The following is a 20,161-nucleotide window of genomic DNA, read 5'->3' as shown; positions in this document are numbered from 1 at the left end:
GCTCGACATGAAAAAATCTGCGTTTACTGCTTCTGGGCGCCGAATGGTCACCGCTGTTTTGGCGGCGACCCTGGGGCTGATTCTTGCAGGGGGACTTGCTGCTTGTAGTTCGCAAGTGAGTGGAAAACCGGGGCAAACCGTATTGCGTTACTGGTTATGGGATTCGGGACAACTTCCGGGATACCGCCAATGTGCTGCCGATTTTGAAAAACAAAACCCCGATATTCATATTCAAATTGAACAGTTCGGTTGGGATGACTATTGGACGCAAATGACAGCCTCTATGGTGGCTGAAAATGCGCCAGATGTTTTCACCGATCATACTTCGCAGTTCGGTAAGTATTCTTCTTTGGGGCAGCTCCTGGACATTGAACCTTATGTCAAGGCCGAGAAGTTTGATTTGAGTCATTATGCCCCGGGGCTTGCCGAACAGTGGGAGTCTGCGGATGGTAAACATCGTTACGGTCTTCCTAAAGACTGGGATACTGAGGCGCTGTTCTACAACCAGGATATGGTCAAAGCCGCAGGTTATACCCAAGAAGACCTCTGGAAGTTAGAATGGAATCCGAAAGACGGAGGGACTTTTGAAAAGTTTCTTGCTCGTCTCACGGTTGATGTGAATGGCGTTCGCGGGGATGAACCTGGTTTCGACAAGAAGCATGTCAAGGTTTACGCGTTGGGCTACAACGAAGCTGGATCTGGATATGGACAAGTACAGTGGTCACCTTATGCTTTGTCTAATGGGGGCTGGACCTGGACGGAAAAGAATCCCTGGGGGATGCACTTTAACTACGACGATCCGAAGTTCCAGGAAAGTATTGGATGGTGGAGATCCTTGATTGATAAGGGATATATGCCGCCGTTATCGGTAGCATCCTCGGGGATCGGGACTGTGGAATCTCTGGGATCAGGTGGATATGCCAGCCTGGTTGAGGGGTCGTGGAATATTTCTACTATCGCTAACGCCACTAAACTCCCGATTCAAGTTGCCCCCACCCCAATCGGTCCTGATGGGCATCGTGCTTCGGTAATGAACGGTTTGGCAGATTCGATTTGGATTGGCACCAAGCATCCTAAGGAATCCTGGCGTTGGGTTAAATATCTAGGCTCGGCTCAATGCCAAGATGTAATCGCTGAACAAGGTACGGTGTTCCCGGCAATATCTTCTTCAACGAAGAAAGCGATCAAAACCTTTGAAGATATGGGGTTTGATGCCCGCGCATTTTCGGTTCATATTGAGGAAGGCACTACGGTGCCCTCTCCAGTAGTTGACCGGTGGGCGCAGGTAGATGCCCTCATGAAGCCGGCAATGTCTTCGGTTGTCGCCTTTGAAAGCGAGCCGTCCTCGTTGACGGAGGCAAACAAGCGGGTAAATACGCTAATGCGCTCTAACCGTGGCAAAGATTAGGTGATTTAAAGGTAATGACTGAAACTTGGACGCCCTTATCGTGATTGTGGTGAGGGCGTCCAAGTTCCGTTTTAGGGGGGTATGGCGAGATATAGATATTTTAAAGTCTGTGGCAACCGCTAAAAGGAGAATCCCTTGAGTGAGCATCAATAACTGTTACAAAAAGCCGATAAATTCGTTTCTGCGGCGCAAGAGGACGTAAACCCGCGTTGGTATCCGCAGGTACACCTAGCTCCAGCCGCCGGGTGGATCAACGATCCTAATGGTATTAGCTACTTCCAAGGGCGCTATCACGCGTTTTTCCAGCACCATCCCTATAGTGCGCAGTGGGGACCCATGCATTGGGGTCACTTCTCAAGTGAGGATTTGGTGACTTGGAAACGCGAACCCATCGCGCTTGCCCCCAGTGAGGAATACGATCTGGACGGAGTCTGGTCTGGCTGCGCCCTCGAGCATCAGGGCAAACTGTATGTTTTATATACGGGTAACCGCTGGGCGAACGGTAAAGATGATGGTGATGGCTCAATCCAACGCCAATGTCTGGCAGTCAGCTCCGATGGGTTTACCTTCACCAAACACGGGCCCGTTATCGAGAATCCGAAGGGAATCTCTAACTTCCGCGATCCTAAAGTGTGGAAACAGGGCGAAAAATGGTGGCTGGTACTCGGTGTGGAAACGCCAGAGGGGTGCGGGCAGGTTTGGCTCTACTCATCCGCCGATCTATACACTTGGGAATTTGATCGCGTACTCTACGAAGATCCTGATCCGGACACGTTTATGATCGAGTGCCCCGACTTTTTTGAAGTTGATGGCAAATGGGTGCTGGTCTACAGCCCGATGACTTCCGTACGTCGCCAGGGATATAACCAACGCAATGGACACAACACCGGTTATGCGGTAGGAAATTGGACTCCGGGCGGGGACTTTGAAGTTCTCAAGAACTTCGCCCAGTTCGATTTCGGCCACAACTTTTATGCGACCCAGTCGATGCATTCTCCCGATAACCGCCGCCTAATGTTCGCGTGGATGGGAGGCTTCACCCTGCCGCTTGCCAGCCAAGCAGCAGATGGTTGGAGTGGGCAGCTGGCGACCCCGCGGGAGGTCTCGCTGGGTGAAGATTTCGGAATTATTGCTACCCCGATCCCAGAGTTCGATAGGTTACGTGAAAACACTGTCGATAAAGGTGCGTTCACCGTGGATACCGATAGCACCGTGGAAATCGCGTCTGATATGAGCGTCGGGGAAATAGAATTGACGGTAGATCTGGATAAAACCTCCTCTGAACAGGTTTCTTTGTTGCTGCAACAAACAAGTGTCGACCGCTATACCGAGGTTGCTTACGACACGCTATCGAATCGAGTGATCCTTGACCGGGGTAAAAGTGGCTCCAGTGATCGCGGTTACCGCTCTGCTCCCTACGTGGGGGGAGCGGAGTTGAAACTGCGGGTAATCATTGATCGCGGCTCGCTTGAGGTGTTCATCAATGATGGTCGCTATAGTTTATCTTCGCTGGCTTTCCCGGCTGGGGATAAACGCGGGGTCAGTATCGCCTCTGTTGGGGGAGTGATTGCGGTCAGCGACCTAAAGATTCATAGTCTCAGATCCATCTGGGGAAACTGAGTGATCGCTGGCGGTTGCTAGTAGTGCATTCTGCCTGCTATTAACGGTTTGAGAATTAGCCTAAAGTTGTGGGCAGCCGGAGAATCGGTTGCCCACAACTTTCTATCATTAGTAGTCGTACTTGTTAGAAATGCCCTTTGCGTCCTCGGTAGAACCGCAACAAAATACTGGTGAAAGTGCAGTACTTACACCCTGATTTACTGAGCAATAATCCTAAAGCACTCACTGACTGCATTATTCAGGTAATCAGAAGAAAGTTGGGGTAGTTCAGGATTGAACTCAACCCGCAACTGTAACAGAAGAACACTCCGAGGTTAGAGGAGCGTGCCGCTATCCCTGCTGTGAACTGACGGTTCCGAATAATACAAGGTGGTTACTATATCTTGCGCGTGATTTCCAAAATACTTCCCAAATATAGTAAGTCCCCCTTGATTAGGAGAGTCAGGTTTTGTTCCAATTTTAACCGTAAGGAAGGGGGAAGAATGAAGACGTAAATCATTTAAGGTACAGCCTGATATACGTTTACCATTCACCGTGCTATCTTCGTGATTAATTCGTAGATGAATCAGATTTCCATATTGACTCAAGTTGGATTTCCACCACGAGGGCGTCAAGATGCCACGAACGTCAGAAAAATTTCCGGGACTCGTCCAAGATCCTACATCGACGTCGTTGATTGTAAATAAAATATCGCTTTTCCACTCGTTGTTGGATCCGGGATATTCACTACAAATTTCCATAGAAATATCGAGCATCTCCGCATGTTGATTTGAGTCTAAAGGGTTTTGTAATCGATAAGATACAAACCCGGAGGAAAACCATAATAGCTGGGAGCGAATTCTATCGTTGCAAGTGAAGCTACGAGGATCATCAATTACCCCGATAATCTTGGTCCTGCTGGCTAACCCGCAGGTGGGCTCGGCTTGGAAGTCCGAATAGTAACCGATAGGTGTTTTCTGAGTGACACGTTCAAAGGGGAGGTAAATCTTCGAAGGGAAAACTATTTCTATGGAATCGACAGATAAGGAAACTATTTTTTGGCGGCGATCTTCATTTTGAGAGTCTTCTTTTACCTGTATCAAGCCTGCTTGGCGTAGCTGGTTTAAGTGTCTCGAAAGCGTTGTCTTACTAAGGTGTAAAATCTTTGCCAGCTCGGTAGCGGTTGCGGGTTTTTGAGATAGCTGTTGGAGAATGCTAAGCCGTGAATCAGATGCCAGAGCCCGGTAAACTACTAGGGATTCCTTGTCCAGACGAAGTTCCATACCTAGTGTTCTCCGGGCTCTTTGCGAGTGATCTATTGTCCTTTCCAATTCTAGCTGCTGAGCTAGTTGTTTGCGTTAATCTGGTGTAGTTCCTTCAAATCGAATTTGGGCTTGCGGTCGTAGGTTAGTAGCCCATTCACCTCTTGTTCGACATCCGTGAGCTGGGTGTAACAGAATCCCTGCACATACTTTGAAGTGCAGAGTGCAGAAACTAGGCGTCGATAGGCAGATAAAAATTCTTTTTCGGAACATACGCTGAGGTAACTCCAATCCGATTCCTGATTGGTAGCAAATCCGATACCCCCGCATTCAGTAACTAGAATGGGCTCGCCGCCATAACTGAACCCATTGGCGTATACCGGGCGTCCGCTAACATATTGCGACACTAACGCCTCCGGGGTACTAAGAGTCTCGCAGAATTCTTTGAACTCGGGGTCGTCTTCATTTTTGCCGAACCGATAATTGTGAATGGCACAGATATCGGTAACAGTTTGATCCCAACCATCGTTGGAACTCACCAGACGAGTGTCGTCGAGTGAACGCAACAAATGATACAGAGTCTGTGCCCAGTGCTGTTGTTTCCCATCTAAGTGAATATTGGGAACACCCCAGCTTTCATTTAGTGGTACCCAGGTTATGATACAGGGATGATTGCGATCTCGCAGGTAAACCTCTTTCCAAGAATCGAAAATAGCTATCTGAGAATCCGCAGTGAAAAACGGGGTAGAGGAGCATTCCTCCCAAACTAGAAAACCTAGTTTATCTGCCCAATAGAGAAAACGGGGATCTTCAAGTTTTTGATGTTTTCGGCATCCATTGAAGCCCATCTCTTTCGCCAAGGAAATATCCCGACGATAATCCTTATCTTCAGGGGCAGTCAGTAAGCCTCTAGGCCAATATCCCTGGTCAAGAACTAATTTTTGGTAGTAAGGCTTGTTGTTTAAACAAATAATTCCATTCTCTGAATGTATTTTTCGCATTCCGAAATAGCTGCTAACAGAGTCTATTTCAATATTTGAATCAATATCTATTAGCGTTAGTTTAACAGTAAATAAATTGGGATATTCTGGACTCCACAAGTATTCATCGCTGTCATGAAAACCTGTTCGGAAGACATCTGATTGCACGATATCCACAGAAAACTTTAGTTTGGGCTCTATACATTTGGTACGTGTCTCGACGACCAGTTGGTCGCGGTAATAAATCTTCAAACCCAGGATAGTATTTTGATTGCTGGTTTTAGTTTTAATATTGAACTCAACAGTTCCACTGTCCAAATCGGGTTCGATAGCTAGAGATTCAATATGTTGATCGTTTACAACTTCCAACCAAACTGTTTGCCAGATTCCGGTGCTTCGCGTGTACCAGATTCCCTGGGATTTCGGCATCCAGAACTGTTTGCCACGCGGTATTTCTTGGTTATCAAGCGGGTCCTGAACTCGTAAACAAAGGCTTTGAACAGTCCCTTTTTCGAGGAAAGGTGTGACATCGATAGAGAACGGGGTTTCGCCGCCGATGTGTTCTTTTACCATCTGACCGTTAATAAATACTTGTGCTTGATAATCGACTGCTCCAAAATGCAGTATTAAGCGTTGTTGTGGGGTTAAGGTCGGTGTATCAAAATCGCGTTTGTACCAGATAATGTCGTGTCGCTCTTGGACATTAATGCCGCTGAGCTCACATTCATAAACGAAAGGGACATTGATCTGCATCTTGAAAGGGGTGTCTTGTAAAAACCAGCGTTCACGCAGACCCCTGTCTTCGTCGTCAAAGCAGAAATTCCATACTCCATTTAGATTCTGCCAGTTCTCCCGCTTAAACTGCGGACGTGGATACTCATTACGTAAATAGATCATAGGAAGTTCTCCAATTACTTGATTCCGCTGGTCATGTGCAGTGCTTCCATGAAATACTTTTGAGCAAAAATAAATATGGCCAGCATTGGTAGTAAGGCGATTAATGCGCCAGCGGTAGAAATACCAGGGTAGGTTTCGTATTGGCCTTGTAAAAGTTGCAGGCCAGGGGTTATAGCCATGCTTCCCACATCGGTGAGTACAATTGAGGGCCACAAAAAATCATTCCATGCCGCGGTGAAAGTAAATAACGCTACAACCGTCAGAGCTGGTTTTAATAAAGGCATTATCACATGTAAATAAATTTGAAGGTGGCTCGCTCCGTCTATCCTAGCTGCCTCATCTAGCTCACTAGGGATTGCCTTGGCGAATTGGTGAACTAAGAAAACATTGTAGACTCCGGCCGCTCCTGGCAATATTACAGCCAGGGGAGAGTTTAAAAGCCCCAAGGTGTCTACGATTTTATAGTTAGGAATTAAGCTAAGGACTGAGGGGAACATCATCGTCGATAGTAAAAATAGAAAGAGTACGTCCCTTCCCTTGAAATTAACTCGGGTGTATCCATAGGCTGCGAGTGAAACAACAATTAACACAAGCAGCGTTTCACCTACGGAGATTACCAACGAGTTGAAAAACCAAGTCAATACAGGTGTTTGTTCATTGGCGCTTAGCAGTTCGATATAGTTAGCCAAAGTGAATTTCTTAGGAATCAGACTAAAACTGCTAGAAATAATCTCATCTTTGGATTTGAATGAGGTGAAAAATGCCCAAACAACTGGGAATATCCATAGGACTGAAAGTACTAAGAGAATAATTCCGGCAAAAAATTTTTCAACGGTGCTAAACTTCATGGCTTACCTACCTTTGGCAAAGTTTTAGAATGATGAGTTCCACTGCGGAAACCAGGATGATTACCAGCCCTAGTATTGTTGCCATCGCCGATGCCATTCCAGCAACCGGTACCCCTGATCCAAATGCATTTTGTTGAATACTCATGAGTAGTACTTTTGTGGAGTCATTCGGCCCGCCATTTGTCAGCATCAGAGGCTGGCCATAAACGTTGAACTGTAAAACGGTAGTTGTGATTACTGTAAAAAGCATTGGCAGTTGGATACTTGGGAGTTGTATTTGACGGAGAATGCGGAAATTTGAAGCTCCATCTATTCTTGCGGCATCTATTTCTTCCTGAGAAACTCCGCCCAATGCGGCGATATATATAATTAAATTTTGTCCGATACACCACCAAACGGTGACTAGAATCAACGCCAGCCACGCGTAAGGCTGCGTTTGAGTAACGTTGAGATCAAAGTTGAACCATTCGGTAAAGGGCCCATAAGAACGGCTTAGCAAAAAAGCGAAAATTAGCATTACAGCTGAAACAGCGAACATAGAAGGAATGTAAAAAACTGCTTGAAAAATTTTCTTAAACTTTTGCTGTGTCTGTAACATTGCCGCCAGTATCAAAGGGACTATTATGCATAGAGGAACAGTAAAAACCACGAAAATTAGTGTTGCAGATAGCCCATTTACTAACTGGTCGTGGAATATGGAATTTTTATCAAATAGTAGTTCTCTATAGTTTGCTAGTCCCGTCCAAATCGGGTCATTGAAGAGAGACCATTTTGTGAAGGATGCATAGATCCCATAGATGACCGGAAATAAGAAAAATGATATGAACAGAACGCTATGTGGCCCTATAAAAAAAGTCGCCCACAGGCCATTGCGTATACGGCTCTTGTGTTTTTTGGTTTCGGATTTCATAACTATACAACCCCAAAAATGGTATGGTCTGATTTTTAAGTTTGGCGGGTGGGTACCCCAGGGTACCCACCCGCCAAAACGGGTGCTAAATATTACTTTTTCATTTTCTGTTCAGCGATTTTCTGGATATCTTGCATAGTTTGCTTGATATTGGCCTTACCAGTGATCATGTCCCATGCCCTGGCATCGATTTCGGTGTTTACATAACTGAGTCCAGGAGTGTTGATTACGTTGACAGATTTGGCGATGTTTTCCTGCTTTAACAGGAAGGATTGCGGCATGCTCGCATATTCTGAGTTGTCTAGCATGGCTTTAGCCGAGGGGTTTGCCCCTGATTTCAACATTTCGAGTTGGTTAGACTGTAGCCATTCCATGAAAGCCACCATCCCCTTTAGCTTTTCTTCGGATCGGCCACTCTTGTTCTTGATTATTACGTACTGATCAGCACCGGAACATTGGACTAGGTTTTCCAGATCCCATTGGGGAACTGTCGTTTCTCCCCACTCGAATTTCGCGTCTTTTACTGTGGAGAGTTGCCAAGTTCCCTCGGGCATAAAAATCAGTTTACCGTTCATGAACAACTTGACTGCTTCCTTGCCGTCCGGAACCATGTAACCCTCGTCTAAAAGGTTCTTTAACTCTTCAAAGACCTTAGTAGAAGTATCGTTGTCTACGGAGATGTTGCCATTTTTATCAGTCCACTTACCGCCCATTTGTAGATAGAGATTATCGTAGTTCTGGAACGGCCAAGAGTTTGCATAAGAATAGACGCCATCGGCCTTAGCTGCAGCACCTGCCTTTTCTATTTCTTCAAAAGTTGCTATGCCGTCATCCATGGCGCCAGGGACGTACTTATCGACTAAATCTTTGTTGTAATACATGACCCAGGTACCCATGGTTCCGGGGATTCCGTATTGAGAGTTATCCACCTGTCCCGCAGTCCAAGCGGCTGGCAAATAAGCATCTTTAGTTAGCTTCGTGCCTTTAATTAGTTTATCCCAAGAATCTAAAATTCCTTGGCTCTGCCAAGAAGGAACCTCTTCGGACGCCACCCACGCAATATCGGGCACATCCTTACCGCTGCGAGCCGTGGTAGCTAGCTTGGCGTTGAAGGTATCCTTCTTCATCGTGAGCATCTTAACTTTTACGTCAGGATTAGTCTTGTTGTAATCGTCAAAAGTAGCTTTTGCCGCTTTTGCATCGGGGCCCGTCACTTGGCTCCAAACTATTATTTCTGAGTCGTTGCTTTTCGAGGAACTGCTGCTCCCGCTGCATCCGGATAATCCACCGAGTGCTAAAGCTGCAACACAAACGGTTGCAAGTTTGGCTATCCTTTTCATTATCACTCCTTAGTGATTAGATAATTTGCCATGCATCTTTGCATTCATCCTTATTTTTGCATCAATATACTTTGAAGAAAATACAATTAGGCGTTAAATAGATGTATTTTTTTGCAATTTTTCTAATCGCAGTTATAGCGCTATGCAAGATAGTTTGTACTTTGCGCAACTATCTGGGTTTAGCTAACGTCTAAAACAGTAGTATTGGGGAGATAATAACCGGCTATCAGCCCGCGTGCGTTCGATAGCACCTTTCTCGTGGAGAAGAATCGCTGGTAACTTACGTATGCGGAATATCCTGACAGGATTCCCTGCGGAATTGGGCTAGGCTTTGCGCTAACGCTAATGCTTTCCTAAAAAGTGGGATTGTGAAGTGGGAGCATATGGAAAGTTCCTCACAGGGAATAACGCTTTCTACTTCCCCAGCCAAGCCAGCACTGCAGCCACCGCTGCTTCGGTGCCGGTGGCTAGCGTGGGTTGCATGATGGGTGCGAACTTGGGGTTGTGATTGGGGAACTTGGGGTCCTCTTCGCGAAATCCTCCTAATCCCCAATAGCAATAGGGGATTCCGAACGCATCCGGGATGGTGCTGAAATCTTCTGAGGCCGGAACTTCGCCGCAGTCACCTACGCGCTCTGATCCGAAGTGTGCAATGAATGCGTCGGTTACCGTTTTAGTGGTTTCGGCATCGTTGTTGGTCAGGGGATAGGAATCGTAAAGCTCGAACTGGGCAGGCTCGGGGCTTCCGGCTGCTTCGCATTCGGCGTTCACCATCCGTTTAATTGCCGCCAAGAGGTGCTCGCGCACTTGCAGGTCATAGGCGCGGATGTTAACCAGCAAGGTGGCGCGTTCGGGAATGATATTCGACTTGGAACCAGCTTGCAGTGACCCCACGGTCACTACCGCCATCTTAAAGGGATCAATTTCGCGAGACACAATAGTTTGCAGGCGCAGCACAATCGCCGAGGCGAGCACCACCGGATCAACTCCCATATGAGGCATTGATCCATGCGAGCCTTTACCATGCACCGTGATTTTCAAAGAGGCGCCAGTCGAGAGGATGGCGCCAATATGGGTGCCGACTGAACCGGTAGGCATAGGACCGGTGAGGACGTGCTGGCCGAAAGCCGCATCGGGGCGGGGAAGTTTCTCAACTAGCCCGTCGGCAACCATTGACTTTGCGCCCTCGGCGGTTTCTTCACCGGGTTGAAAAAGCGCAATATGGGTGCCGCCCCAGGCCTGCCGGTTCTCGGCCAGTACCCGGGCTGCCCCCAGACCAGCAGTAATATGCACGTCGTGTCCGCAGGCATGCATCGCGGGGACTTCATTCCCGTCTTGATCGCGCCGGGTGATAGTGGAAGCGTAGTCCAGTCCGGTTTCTTCCTTTACTGGCAGTCCGTCGATATCGGCGCGGAAAAGTGTGGTCTTACCAGTGCCGTTTTTTAGCACCCCCACGACGCCGCCACCGATTTTTTGAGTTTCATAACCAAAATCTTGCAGCTGCTGGTAAATAAAATCGCAGGTTTCGGTTTCAGCCATAGAAAGCTCGGGGTGCTGATGTAGACACTTGTAGGTTTCCTCTTGCCAGGAACCTAGCTTTTCTACGGCCTCCGCAATATCGAAATCACTCATCTTAAACTCCTCCTATTTTTCTTAACTCTATTTTGTTCCTGCTGCAAAATCGCCCTCCCGGTTGGGGGGGAGGGACGACAAGTTAGGTGGTTCGTTGTCTGTGGAGGGCGCTTTCGTAGCTGGAGGGCGCTTTCATCGTTGGAGGGTGGTTTGGTTCGGGGAATTGGGAGTGCTTAGGGGGATAGGCGACATTTTCACCCTCCCGGTGCAGAATCACCCTCCGGCGCGAATTTGTATGGGTGTCTTTCGGGCGCTTTAGCCACTCGCGGAGGACTAAGGGATGGTTTTGCCTGCTGTAGAACCGCAACGAAACTCTTGTAGAACCGCAACGAAAGTACTGTAAAACCGCAACGGAACCTCTGTAGAACCGCAAGGAGATAGCTTTTAAAAAACAGTGACGTGCGAAAATATTAAATAAACCGCGCTAGGAAGCAGATTCACCTAAAGCAGAAAAAAGCGCTTTTCCGCTTCCCAGCTATTCCCTTAGGGGGAGGTTGGTGATACCTCGGGAAAGTTAGGCGGAAACCGGCGATTTGATTTCTAGCTGTAAGCCGAGCGCGTTTAATACTTTGGTGATAGTTGCCCAGGAGGGGTTGCCCTCTAGTGATAATGACTTGTAGAGGGATTCGCGCCCCAGACCTGCTTGCCGGGCGATAGCGCTCATTCCTCGGGCTTTTGCAACGTCCCCGAGAGCTGCCTGCAGGATTGCCGGATCCCCGTCCTCTAAAGCAGCATTTAAGTAGGCAGCTATGTCATCTGCGCTTTCCAGATACTCGCTGGCGTCCCAGCTTGAAATATTTATTGCCATGTTCCCTCCTCTTTCAGCTGTTTAGCGAGATTCTTCGCCTTTTCTATGTCCTGAGCTTGGATCGTCTTTAGCTTTTAGATTTTACTAATCGTATCCTGTGGGATACGGGTCGGCAAGGATGGTTTGGTTACCGATGAGGGCGGGCGCTGGAGTTCCGGGGGTTGTTGGGGGCCGGGGGAAACTTGAGGTTATGGCGGTGGGGTAAAAATCGGGAAGTCGCTATTTTTTAGCAACAAAAAGCATTTGGGAAATAAAATTTCCCTCTGTATTTCTAAAGGTAGGAGGTATATAGTAGGGTGGTATATGAGAGATTTATTAGTGTAGCTTAACTGTTGTGAACAGGGGAAATAGGCGCATTAACTCAGGGAGAGATAAGTATGAAAACGGGATCCACTCGCGCAATGGGGCAAAAAAGGAAATATCGTGCCTTAAAACTATTGCTTCCCTTGTTAGCGTTTACACTGCTGCTGGGATTTGGGCCGCAAGCTGGGGTCAGCTATGCGGAGCCAAGCGGGGATGGCACTTCCGCCCCCGTTCAGACAGCTAGCGACCCCGCTGCCACTACTACTTCGCCTGCCCCTGCCGGTGCCCCCGCGACCTCGCCGGGGGAAAGCACCACTCCCGCAAACCCGACGCAGCAACCAGGTCCCGCGAAAGCACCGGGCGCGCCTGCTCCGGATCCAGCAGACGGCACTTTTGACCTCACCAAGTTCCTAACTAACGATGCGACGCTGTCCTACGGTGGCGCCGAACTGACCAAAGATACGGAAGGGAAATATAAAGTCCACCCGGACACCCCTTACCAGTTGAAACTAGGATTTGCCGAGAAACCCGGTCCTGAATGGCAAATACCTAGCGATACTGAACTCGTTTACGCTTTACCTGCCGCTCTGCAGGCTTTTCCCACCAAAAATCCGCTAAAGTTCACGATCGACGCTCAAGGGAAACCCGTTGAGGACAATACCTTTTGGGTGACGAAAGACAATAAAATCCATGTAAAGCTAGCTAAAGATGAGAAGTTAACTCAGTCCCCGCAGGCCAAGTTCTTTGTCACCTTAGATGTAAAGTTCGCAAAAGACGCCTCTAAGATCGACCTGAAAAATGGCGTCCATATGGACGTAGTGGTTTCTAACGATCCCGATCTGTCTATCACTAAGAGTGCGCGCCATGATTTTGCTGCCGGGAAAGTGTTCTACACCCTGACGGTTAACTCCATAAACACTAACGAAAATGTGGTGATTTCTGACGAGATCCAAGGTGACGACACCGCGCTTCACCTGGACAAAGATCCCAAAGCATTCAAGATCAAGTCCTCGAATAAGCAAGCCCCCAAACCTGGCGTACCGCAGTTTGGCAAAAATGGGTTTACGGTGACCATCCCCAAGATGACGCATGGGGAGCGGGTCACGGTCGAGTACTCCGCCAGCGTTGATTACTCCAAGATTAACCCGGACGAGGCTGGCTCCAAGGCTCAAACTGAGAATAAAGCCAATGTGGTTTCTGACCAGATTCCCGCCCCTAAAGAGACCACTAATGACCTGGAGCATAAGCTAAAGATCGGCACCATCACCAAGGGTGCTGGCAGTCCGAAAGAAACGGCTCCTAAGTCGGGAATCTACGAGCAGCCGTGGACGCTGAACGTTAATAAATACTCGAAGCTGAAGGTGGCAGGTAATAAAGTCAAAGACTCCATCCCCGAAGAGTTCCAAAAGATGATGAAGTACGCGGGAGACGGCATTACGCTCGTGGTCAACAAGGGTAAAAAGGACGCGGAGGGCAACTCTATCGAGAAAACCCGCGAGATTAAATGGGCAGACGTTGGCATCACCGATTTGGATACACAGTTCGAGTGGTCGTACGTGTTGCCCGGTACTGATACTGACCCAGAAAATTCCAGCTACGAAATCACCTATACCACCCAGGTAGATGTCACCCAGCAGATTGTGCCGACTTCGGTGAAGAATGGTGCTTCCAGCCGGACTCCTAGCAATCCCAATGGCCCGGAGGAAGTAGTGGCTCCCACCGTCGGCCTCACCCCTCCGCATATCTTTAACGTTGAAAAGAAAGCCTTTTCCGCCGATCCAGAAAAGGTCACTTGGGAGGTAGCCGTCAATGTGGTGCCGCAGGGCTATGACTCCCTAGTATTGACGGATACCCTGCCGGCAGCCAAGAGTGGCGATAAATCTTTCCAGGACACGTTGAATAAAGACACCAAGATCACGGTTCAAGGCTTGATCGGAGACGAAGACTATACGTTCGAACCAGACCCTGAGAATCCCGATAGGGGATTTACCATTGAGTTTTTCAAAAATAAAGAGCATACAGAAAAAGGACTTCTGGAAAATAATGAACTAGACGATCAACAGAAGCCCATCGAGCGCACGGTAAAACTTACTTTCACTACCAATAATGATCCAGAATGGGTAAAGGCTTACCGCGCTGGTGACGATAGTCTATACCGGCACGTAAATCGGGTGAAGGCCACCGCCAATGGCATTGACCGCACCGCGTCGGCAGCGGCAACCCCGGATCCCGAAGGCATTCACAAAACCTTCAACGGCATTAAATTCAAGGAAATCGGCGGGGTTGACTATCCGGTGTTCAACTACCGGCTACGCCTCGAAGGACTGGATAAATATGAAAAGGATGCTTTCCAGATCACTGACAAGTTCGATGCCAAACTGTTAAAGTTGGCTGACGACCCGAAGCCCAATGTGTCAGGTGTAGAGAACCTAAAGATCGCACAGCAAGATGGCGTGATTAACTTCGAGATGAAGACTGATAAGTTGCCGAAGGATTCGGAAGGCAAAAAGCAATCTGTCTATTACCTGGATTACTCGCTAATTCCGGTTAGTCGGGCAGCGCTAGATGCCATCAATAAGAACCCAGAAAGCTTAAAGGTCAGCAACACCGCCACCTGGGGGCCGGTGACCACGAAAGCTGTGGATGCCGAATACAAGTATGCCCCCCTCACCAAAGAGCTAACTGACAAGCCTACTTTGAGTAACAACTATGTGGCGTCCTTTACGGTCACCATTAACCCCGGCGGCCTAGATATTGCTAATGGGGCGCAGACTGCGAACTTCAAAGACCAGATGACAAATCTGCGTCTGCAGCCGGAAACCTTGAAGATGACCCCCGCCGATTATGATTACCGGCCGGTGTATAAGGACGGGGTGCTCACTATGCAGGTGCCGAACAAGCAGAAAGTAGTGGTCACCTATAAAGCGAAAGTAATCGGCAAGGATCTGGTTAACTACGGTAACGAGGTCGAGGTCGGGAAGGAACAGTCCAAGGTTGAAGCTTCCGTGGCAGTGCGTATGGGCGGGGGCGGTAGCGCCCCCAACCCCGGAATAACCATTCATAAGCATGATTCCCGTGACTTGACCACTCAGCTGGAAGGCGCCGAGTTCGAACTCTATGAGAAGAAGGACGGTAAATTCCAGCCGCTGATGGGGAAGCTTACCCCAGAGCAGGCTGAGAAAGAGCCCCTGCGGTTTACTACCGATAAGAATGGGGAAGTCACCATTAGGGGCGACCAGGAACAACTCAAATGGGCGCTGTCGGTTAGCGATGAGAACGACCAGTACGAGTACCAGTTGAAAGAAGTGAAATCTCCTAAGGGCTACAAGCTACTAGAAGAGCCGCTGACCTTCACCATTTGGAAGAATCCTGCGGATGAAACCCAGCAGTACGATGGTGCCTATATCTATGTGGCCAACGAGCCGGAACCGGGTACCAAGATTCCGGGCAAGCCGGGCAATACTGGTGACGTGCATAAGAAGCTAGGAAAGACTGGTGCGCAAGTTAGCGTGGCGCTAGGTGCCATGCTGGCATGCCTCGCCGGAGGATACCTAATCCTACGTCGCCGCGAACAGCGGTAGCAGATTTTCCTCAACAGGGTATAGATACGGGGCGGTAAAAGAGCTCCGCAGCCTATAGTGTGCGCGGGGGATATATTTTTCCTCCTGCCCAAGAAATCGGGGAGAGATCTAGTCTCTCCCCGATTTCTTATGCCCACCGCGCCTACTCGGATAAAACCTATCTCTCTCGCAAACTTGTGTGCTGAGCGTAAAAGATGCGAGAGGGGGCTTGAGCCGAGCGAAGCAAGGCTCACCGGGGTCCCCCGAGCGCTTTTACGCTCAGTGCACGAACAGGTACGGAAAGAGGTTAGTAACCGGATTTTTGTAGGGGTGGGATTTTTCGCAGGAGCAGGGCGAACACTACTACTAGGGCAATCAGGGTGGCGGTGAGGGCGACTAAACCTGACCAACCCCAGTGATACCAGGCGATCCCTCCTACGGTGCCGAAACAGGAGCCTCCCAGGTAGTAAGAAATGGAATAGGCGGAGGCTGCTTGCCCCGCAGCACCCACTCCCGCAACGGCGCGGGCAGTTACCCAGCCGGAGGCGGTGGCATGGACAGCGAAGAACCCGATAGCAAAGATTATTAGCGCGGGAATCACGATCCACAGGGTTTCAAAAATGGTCAATACCAAGCCGATTAAAGTCAGCAGCGCCGCCATGGGCATTACTCGCCGTCTGCCGTAGCGGGCAACTAGGTTGCCGCTCACCGAGGCGGCTAGGGAGCCGAAGGCATTAACCAGGAAGAACCCGGACACGATCCAAGCGGGGAAGAGGTAGGGGGCGGCGCTGAAACGGTAGGGCACCATATTGAAAACCGCCTGGTAGGCTCCCAGCGTCAAGGCGCCAATCAGAAATAGCAAGGCCAATCCCGGCTCACTAAGCACCGCTTTGGTGTGGGCTATCAAGGTGTTTAACCCCGGGGGAGACTTCTGGAAGTTTTCTTGGGGAGGCAACAGCCGCCAGACCGACAGCGAAAATAAAACTCCCGCCACGCCAATCACGGTTAAGACCCAGTGCCAAGGAAGGAAATGGGAAATGACGCCGCTGAGGATGCGCCCGAAAAGACCGCCCAGGCCGGTGCCGGCGATATAAACACCGGCTGCCCGGGGTAAATCTTTAGCGCGCACTTCCTCGGCGAGGTAGGCGGTCGCAACTGCGGGCAGACCGGCGGCCGCTAGACCTTGTAGGAAACGTCCGGCGAGCAAAAGATGCCAGGTAGGGACAAAGCCTAGCATCATACCCACCAGGGAGGTTACCAAAATTGAGGTGAGTATGATGGGTCGGCGCCCCAGTCGCTCGGAGGAGGGACCGACCAGGAATAAAGCAAGCGCTAAGCCTCCGGTAGTGAGGGAAACCGTTAGAGACGCAGCCGAAGGATCTAGGTGAAAATGCTCCGAGATTTCCGGCAATAACACCTGGGTTTCGTACATTTGCGCGAAACTGACGAACGCGGCAATAAATAGCGCGAGTTCGATGCGTCGATATTCAGGATCCCCTCGGGAGTAGCCACCGTTATCGCTTCTTTCCGCAGCCATAGCGGCAGTCTACGCCTCTAGGGCTTTTGACCCATAAATGACTGTCAGAATCTGAGCGGTTTTAGGCGTTTTGCAGCCGGCGGCGTACCAGCACCACTCCGCTAGCCAGCGCCAAGATCCCTAGCGCTAGCGCCGCACTAATTCCAGAGCCGGTAGGCGGCAGCGGGGGAGTCTTCTTTGGCGGAGGAGGAGTATCTCCCGGCGGGGGAGGTGGGGTAGTGGTGGGCGGAGGAACCGTACAGGTATTGGTAAGCGTAAATCCCTTGCTGGCATTGCCACTTACTTCGCTGCTGTATCCCTGTATCGCTACCTCGGAAACAGTGTATTTCGCGAGTTTACCGTCAATATACTTCGGCAGATCCTCGAACTTGCCTTTCCAAGAGTTGGCAGCGTTCAGGGTAAGTTTCTTGTCGGTCGCTTTCCCGTTGGTCAGCAGCTGTACCTCAATTTGAGAGGCGTCTGGGCAAGTGCCATCCGGGTTTGCCCATTTCTTGGACACCTCGACCTCGGTGGTCATTTTGTTGACTACCGAGATGTTGTAGGTCTTGGTTCCCTCGTCTTTAGACTCTCCGGTTACGGCCAGCTGGTAGCCATCCAGCTGCTTGCCGTTCCCGTCATGTTCTCTGAAGGTGATCGGCAGTTTCTTGTCGGTCTTCGCGTCTTTCAGGGTGTCAGGGTCGGGGAAGTCTTCGAGCACGGCCGTCCAGTTGTTTTCTTTGCTCAGTTCCACCTGGTCTACCTGGAATCCGCCGACTAGCACGTCCAGGGTTATCTTGGTAGGACGCTGCTCCGGGTCATCGCCTTGCCAAGCCTTCTTAACCTGAAGCTTCCATTTTTCGGGTTCACCGAAAGCCAGCTGACCATTATTGGCTATCCCCGCGCCACTGATACCGGCACTAGTCGCAAAGTTATCTTCAATAACCACTCGTGCTAGTTTCTCGGCGAGTTTCTTTGAGTCTTCGCTGGGTACCGACTTGAAAGCTTTATTTTCATTGATTTCCGTGTCGTAAGGGATCAGCTTGTTATCGCCGCCCTCTTTATAACGCGGCAGCTGCCTAGCTAAGTCCCAGTTAGAGTGAATACCATGGATTGAGCCGTCTTGATACCAGAGGCGCTGTCCCCCTCCTAGCATCCGAGAGGTAATAGATACTGGCTGACCTGCGGTGAATTTCCCGAAGGTGTGGGTAGAGATACTGGCGAAATCATCCCCGGCACCATTGAAACTTTCATATTTAGGGGTGTCCTCGGCGGAATTCCCATAAAATGCGACCCCGCGAGTAATGTTCAGCGTGGTCTTCCCGGTGGGACAGTTCCACACTCCGCCACCTTGCTTGCTAATGGGGTGGTTCCCGGCACCGATTAATAATGAATCTTTAACCGTATTATTCCTGATCAGAGCATTATTAACGGTGAGTTTTGAGAAAGTGTCATTGTAAATGGCACCGCCGCCCCAAAAGCCTTTCGAGGTATTCTTTGCGAAATGCCCCCCGTTAATCACGGTTTGGCTTCCGTCGTATTTCTTCGTGCCACCTGACAGGGCAATTGCGCCCCCGGATTTCTCAGCAGTGTTTCCGGTGAAAGAACCACCATTGATAGTTACAGTGCCTCCCCTAGCGCCGATAGCCCCGCCCCATCCATCTGCTTGGTTATCGCGGAAAACCCCGCCGTCAATGGTGAGCTTGCCATCGTATGACATTAGCGCACCACCCCCGTCTCGACTTTGGTTTCCGCTAAAAGTTCCTCCGCTAATCCGCAGGTCACTGCCGGCAGCCTTGATGGCTCCGCTACCGTCATCACTGCCGGTATTGCCCTGGAAGGTGCCCCCGGAAATCTCGGTTTTTACGGATCCCAGTATCATTGCTCCGGCTTCCCCACTGTATTTCATGTTGTTGTGGTTGTTTTGTATGGCGCCACCGCTCATAGTTAGAGATCCGCTAAAGAGTGCAATTGCGCCGGCGTACTCCGTGAAGTTGTCGTGGATATTACCGTCAGAAATGGTTGCGTCGGTGAAAACCCCAAAAATGGCTCCCCCAAGACCGGTACTATCGGGGTTTTCTATTTTGTTGTTGGCGATTTCTCCGCCCTGGATATTAAGGGTGGCGTGATTATCTTTGCTGCCCCAAATTTCTATGGCGCCCCCACGAGTCAAGCGGTTATTATTGTTTTCTGTAATGGATCCGCCGCTGATGGTGATAGTGCTGTTACCGTAGGCGGTTATCGGCGCATATTTGCCCCTGCTAACGCCCTGAGGGGTAGGAGTTGCACTTACTGTGGTGGTGTTATTAGAGAAAATGGCAGCGCCGCTCATGGTGAAGGTGCCGCCGTCAACAAAAATCACCGGGCCGGCGGGGTCGGAATCGTGAATGGAACCGGCGCTAAAGTTTAAGTCTCCGTTTACCGTGAACTGTGTTTTGGTGAAGGAGGGACCCGCCAGGTTCAGTTTCCCGCCCGATTTCACTTCCACTGCCGTCTTGTTAATTCCGGTAACTGTGCTGCCCTTGCCTTTAAGAGTGAGCTCTGCGCCCTGGGGAACTACCAGCGGTTTTGACTGCTCACCCACGGTGAGGTTGCCGGTGACCGTCAGGTCGTGTGACCCGGAAGTGAAGGTGTCGGCTTTAGCCACCAAGTCGTCCCAGCTGGTCACGCCCTCGGCTGCTGCCGGATTGGTCGACCCGAGCGCCACAATCACCGCGAGGGTCGCGAGAGTGGCTAGGAACTGAAAAACGGAGGAAACTTTTTTCTTTATTAGCACTATTTCATTTTATGTAAATGGGGGGGGGTAGTGCAATGGATTCCTATGTGCCTATATTCATAGTTAAGCATATTTGCAGGTAGAGGCGATATCAAGGTTGCAGTGCAGTAGTGTATCTGAAAGACTGTTCATGAATAGTTAGGAAAATAAACAGACCGCTATTTCGGAAACCGCTGCTCGCGGTAAAAGAAGAGCGGTCGGGGAGCTTGGAACCGTAAAACACGCAGTTGATTAGCTCCGCCTATAGGTTGCGGAAAGTCTGAAAACCGATACCCGGGGACAAAAATAGATTAAAAGCGGCGGAGAAGCGCTGGAGTTTAGTAGA

General features: G+C 49.7%; 12 protein-coding genes. 3 read left to right on the top strand and 9 right to left on the bottom strand.

What is annotated here, in order from left to right; translation table 11 throughout:
- Positions 1-7: 7 nt before the first annotated feature.
- Both KO216_RS06945 and KO216_RS06940 read left to right on the top strand, forming a co-directional pair.
- Complete coding sequence (locus tag KO216_RS06945) at positions 8-1,408, top strand: ABC transporter substrate-binding protein (protein WP_251451967.1); 1,401 nt, start codon at positions 8-10, stop codon at positions 1,406-1,408.
- A gap of 153 nt (positions 1,409-1,561) precedes the next feature.
- On the top strand, positions 1,562-3,028 hold the full coding sequence (locus tag KO216_RS06940; protein ID WP_215524090.1) for a glycoside hydrolase family 32 protein: 1,467 nt from the start codon (positions 1,562-1,564) through the stop codon (positions 3,026-3,028).
- Between the two features lie 314 nt (positions 3,029-3,342).
- On the opposite strand, the gene KO216_RS06935 is transcribed toward KO216_RS06940, so the two are convergent.
- The 7 genes from KO216_RS06935 to KO216_RS06905 form a co-directional block, all read right to left on the bottom strand.
- Positions 3,343-4,290 carry an ArsR/SmtB family transcription factor gene (locus KO216_RS06935; protein ID WP_215523514.1) on the bottom strand — a complete coding sequence of 316 codons (948 nt, stop codon included), beginning with the start codon at positions 4,288-4,290 and terminating at the stop codon, positions 3,343-3,345.
- A gap of 62 nt (positions 4,291-4,352) precedes the next feature.
- Positions 4,353-6,146, bottom strand: a complete 1,794-nt coding sequence (locus KO216_RS06930; protein ID WP_215523513.1) for a glycoside hydrolase family 2 protein — start codon at positions 6,144-6,146, stop codon at positions 4,353-4,355.
- Between the two features lie 14 nt (positions 6,147-6,160).
- Positions 6,161-6,994, bottom strand: a complete 834-nt coding sequence (locus tag KO216_RS06925; protein ID WP_215523512.1) for a carbohydrate ABC transporter permease — start codon at positions 6,992-6,994, stop codon at positions 6,161-6,163.
- Between the two features lie 7 nt (positions 6,995-7,001).
- The gene (locus KO216_RS06920; protein ID WP_309547289.1) at positions 7,002-7,904 is read right to left on the bottom strand and encodes a carbohydrate ABC transporter permease; all 903 of its coding nucleotides are present in this window, start codon (positions 7,902-7,904) and stop codon (positions 7,002-7,004) included.
- A 92-nt stretch (positions 7,905-7,996) separates the two neighbouring features.
- The gene (locus tag KO216_RS06915) at positions 7,997-9,118 is read right to left on the bottom strand and encodes an extracellular solute-binding protein (protein WP_251451964.1); all 1,122 of its coding nucleotides are present in this window, start codon (positions 9,116-9,118) and stop codon (positions 7,997-7,999) included.
- 540 nt (positions 9,119-9,658) lie between these two features.
- Positions 9,659-10,876, bottom strand: coding sequence for an amidohydrolase (locus KO216_RS06910; protein WP_215523510.1), 1,218 nt, complete (start codon positions 10,874-10,876; stop codon positions 9,659-9,661).
- Between the two features lie 514 nt (positions 10,877-11,390).
- Complete coding sequence (locus tag KO216_RS06905; RefSeq protein ID WP_215523509.1) at positions 11,391-11,684, bottom strand: addiction module antidote protein; 294 nt, start codon at positions 11,682-11,684, stop codon at positions 11,391-11,393.
- A 377-nt stretch (positions 11,685-12,061) separates the two neighbouring features.
- Here KO216_RS06905 and KO216_RS06900 point away from each other — a divergent pair, with 377 nt between their 5' ends.
- Positions 12,062-15,568, top strand: a complete 3,507-nt coding sequence (locus KO216_RS06900) for a SpaA isopeptide-forming pilin-related protein (RefSeq protein ID WP_215523508.1) — start codon at positions 12,062-12,064, stop codon at positions 15,566-15,568.
- Between the two features lie 286 nt (positions 15,569-15,854).
- Here KO216_RS06900 and KO216_RS06895 read toward each other — a convergent pair whose 3' ends face one another.
- Positions 15,855-17,084 carry an MFS transporter gene (locus KO216_RS06895; protein ID WP_215523507.1) on the bottom strand — a complete coding sequence of 410 codons (1,230 nt, stop codon included), beginning with the start codon at positions 17,082-17,084 and terminating at the stop codon, positions 15,855-15,857.
- A gap of 61 nt (positions 17,085-17,145) precedes the next feature.
- The gene (locus KO216_RS06890; protein WP_215523506.1) at positions 17,146-19,836 is read right to left on the bottom strand and encodes a Cna B-type domain-containing protein; all 2,691 of its coding nucleotides are present in this window, start codon (positions 19,834-19,836) and stop codon (positions 17,146-17,148) included.
- Positions 19,837-20,161 lie beyond the last annotated feature (325 nt).

The sequence above is a fragment of the Varibaculum prostatecancerukia genome (genome assembly GCF_943169825.2).
GTDB lineage: Bacteria > Actinomycetota > Actinomycetes > Actinomycetales > Actinomycetaceae > Varibaculum > Varibaculum prostatecancerukia.
Note: the sequence above shows the minus strand (reverse complement) of the source record. Positions and strands in the feature narration are given on the sequence as shown.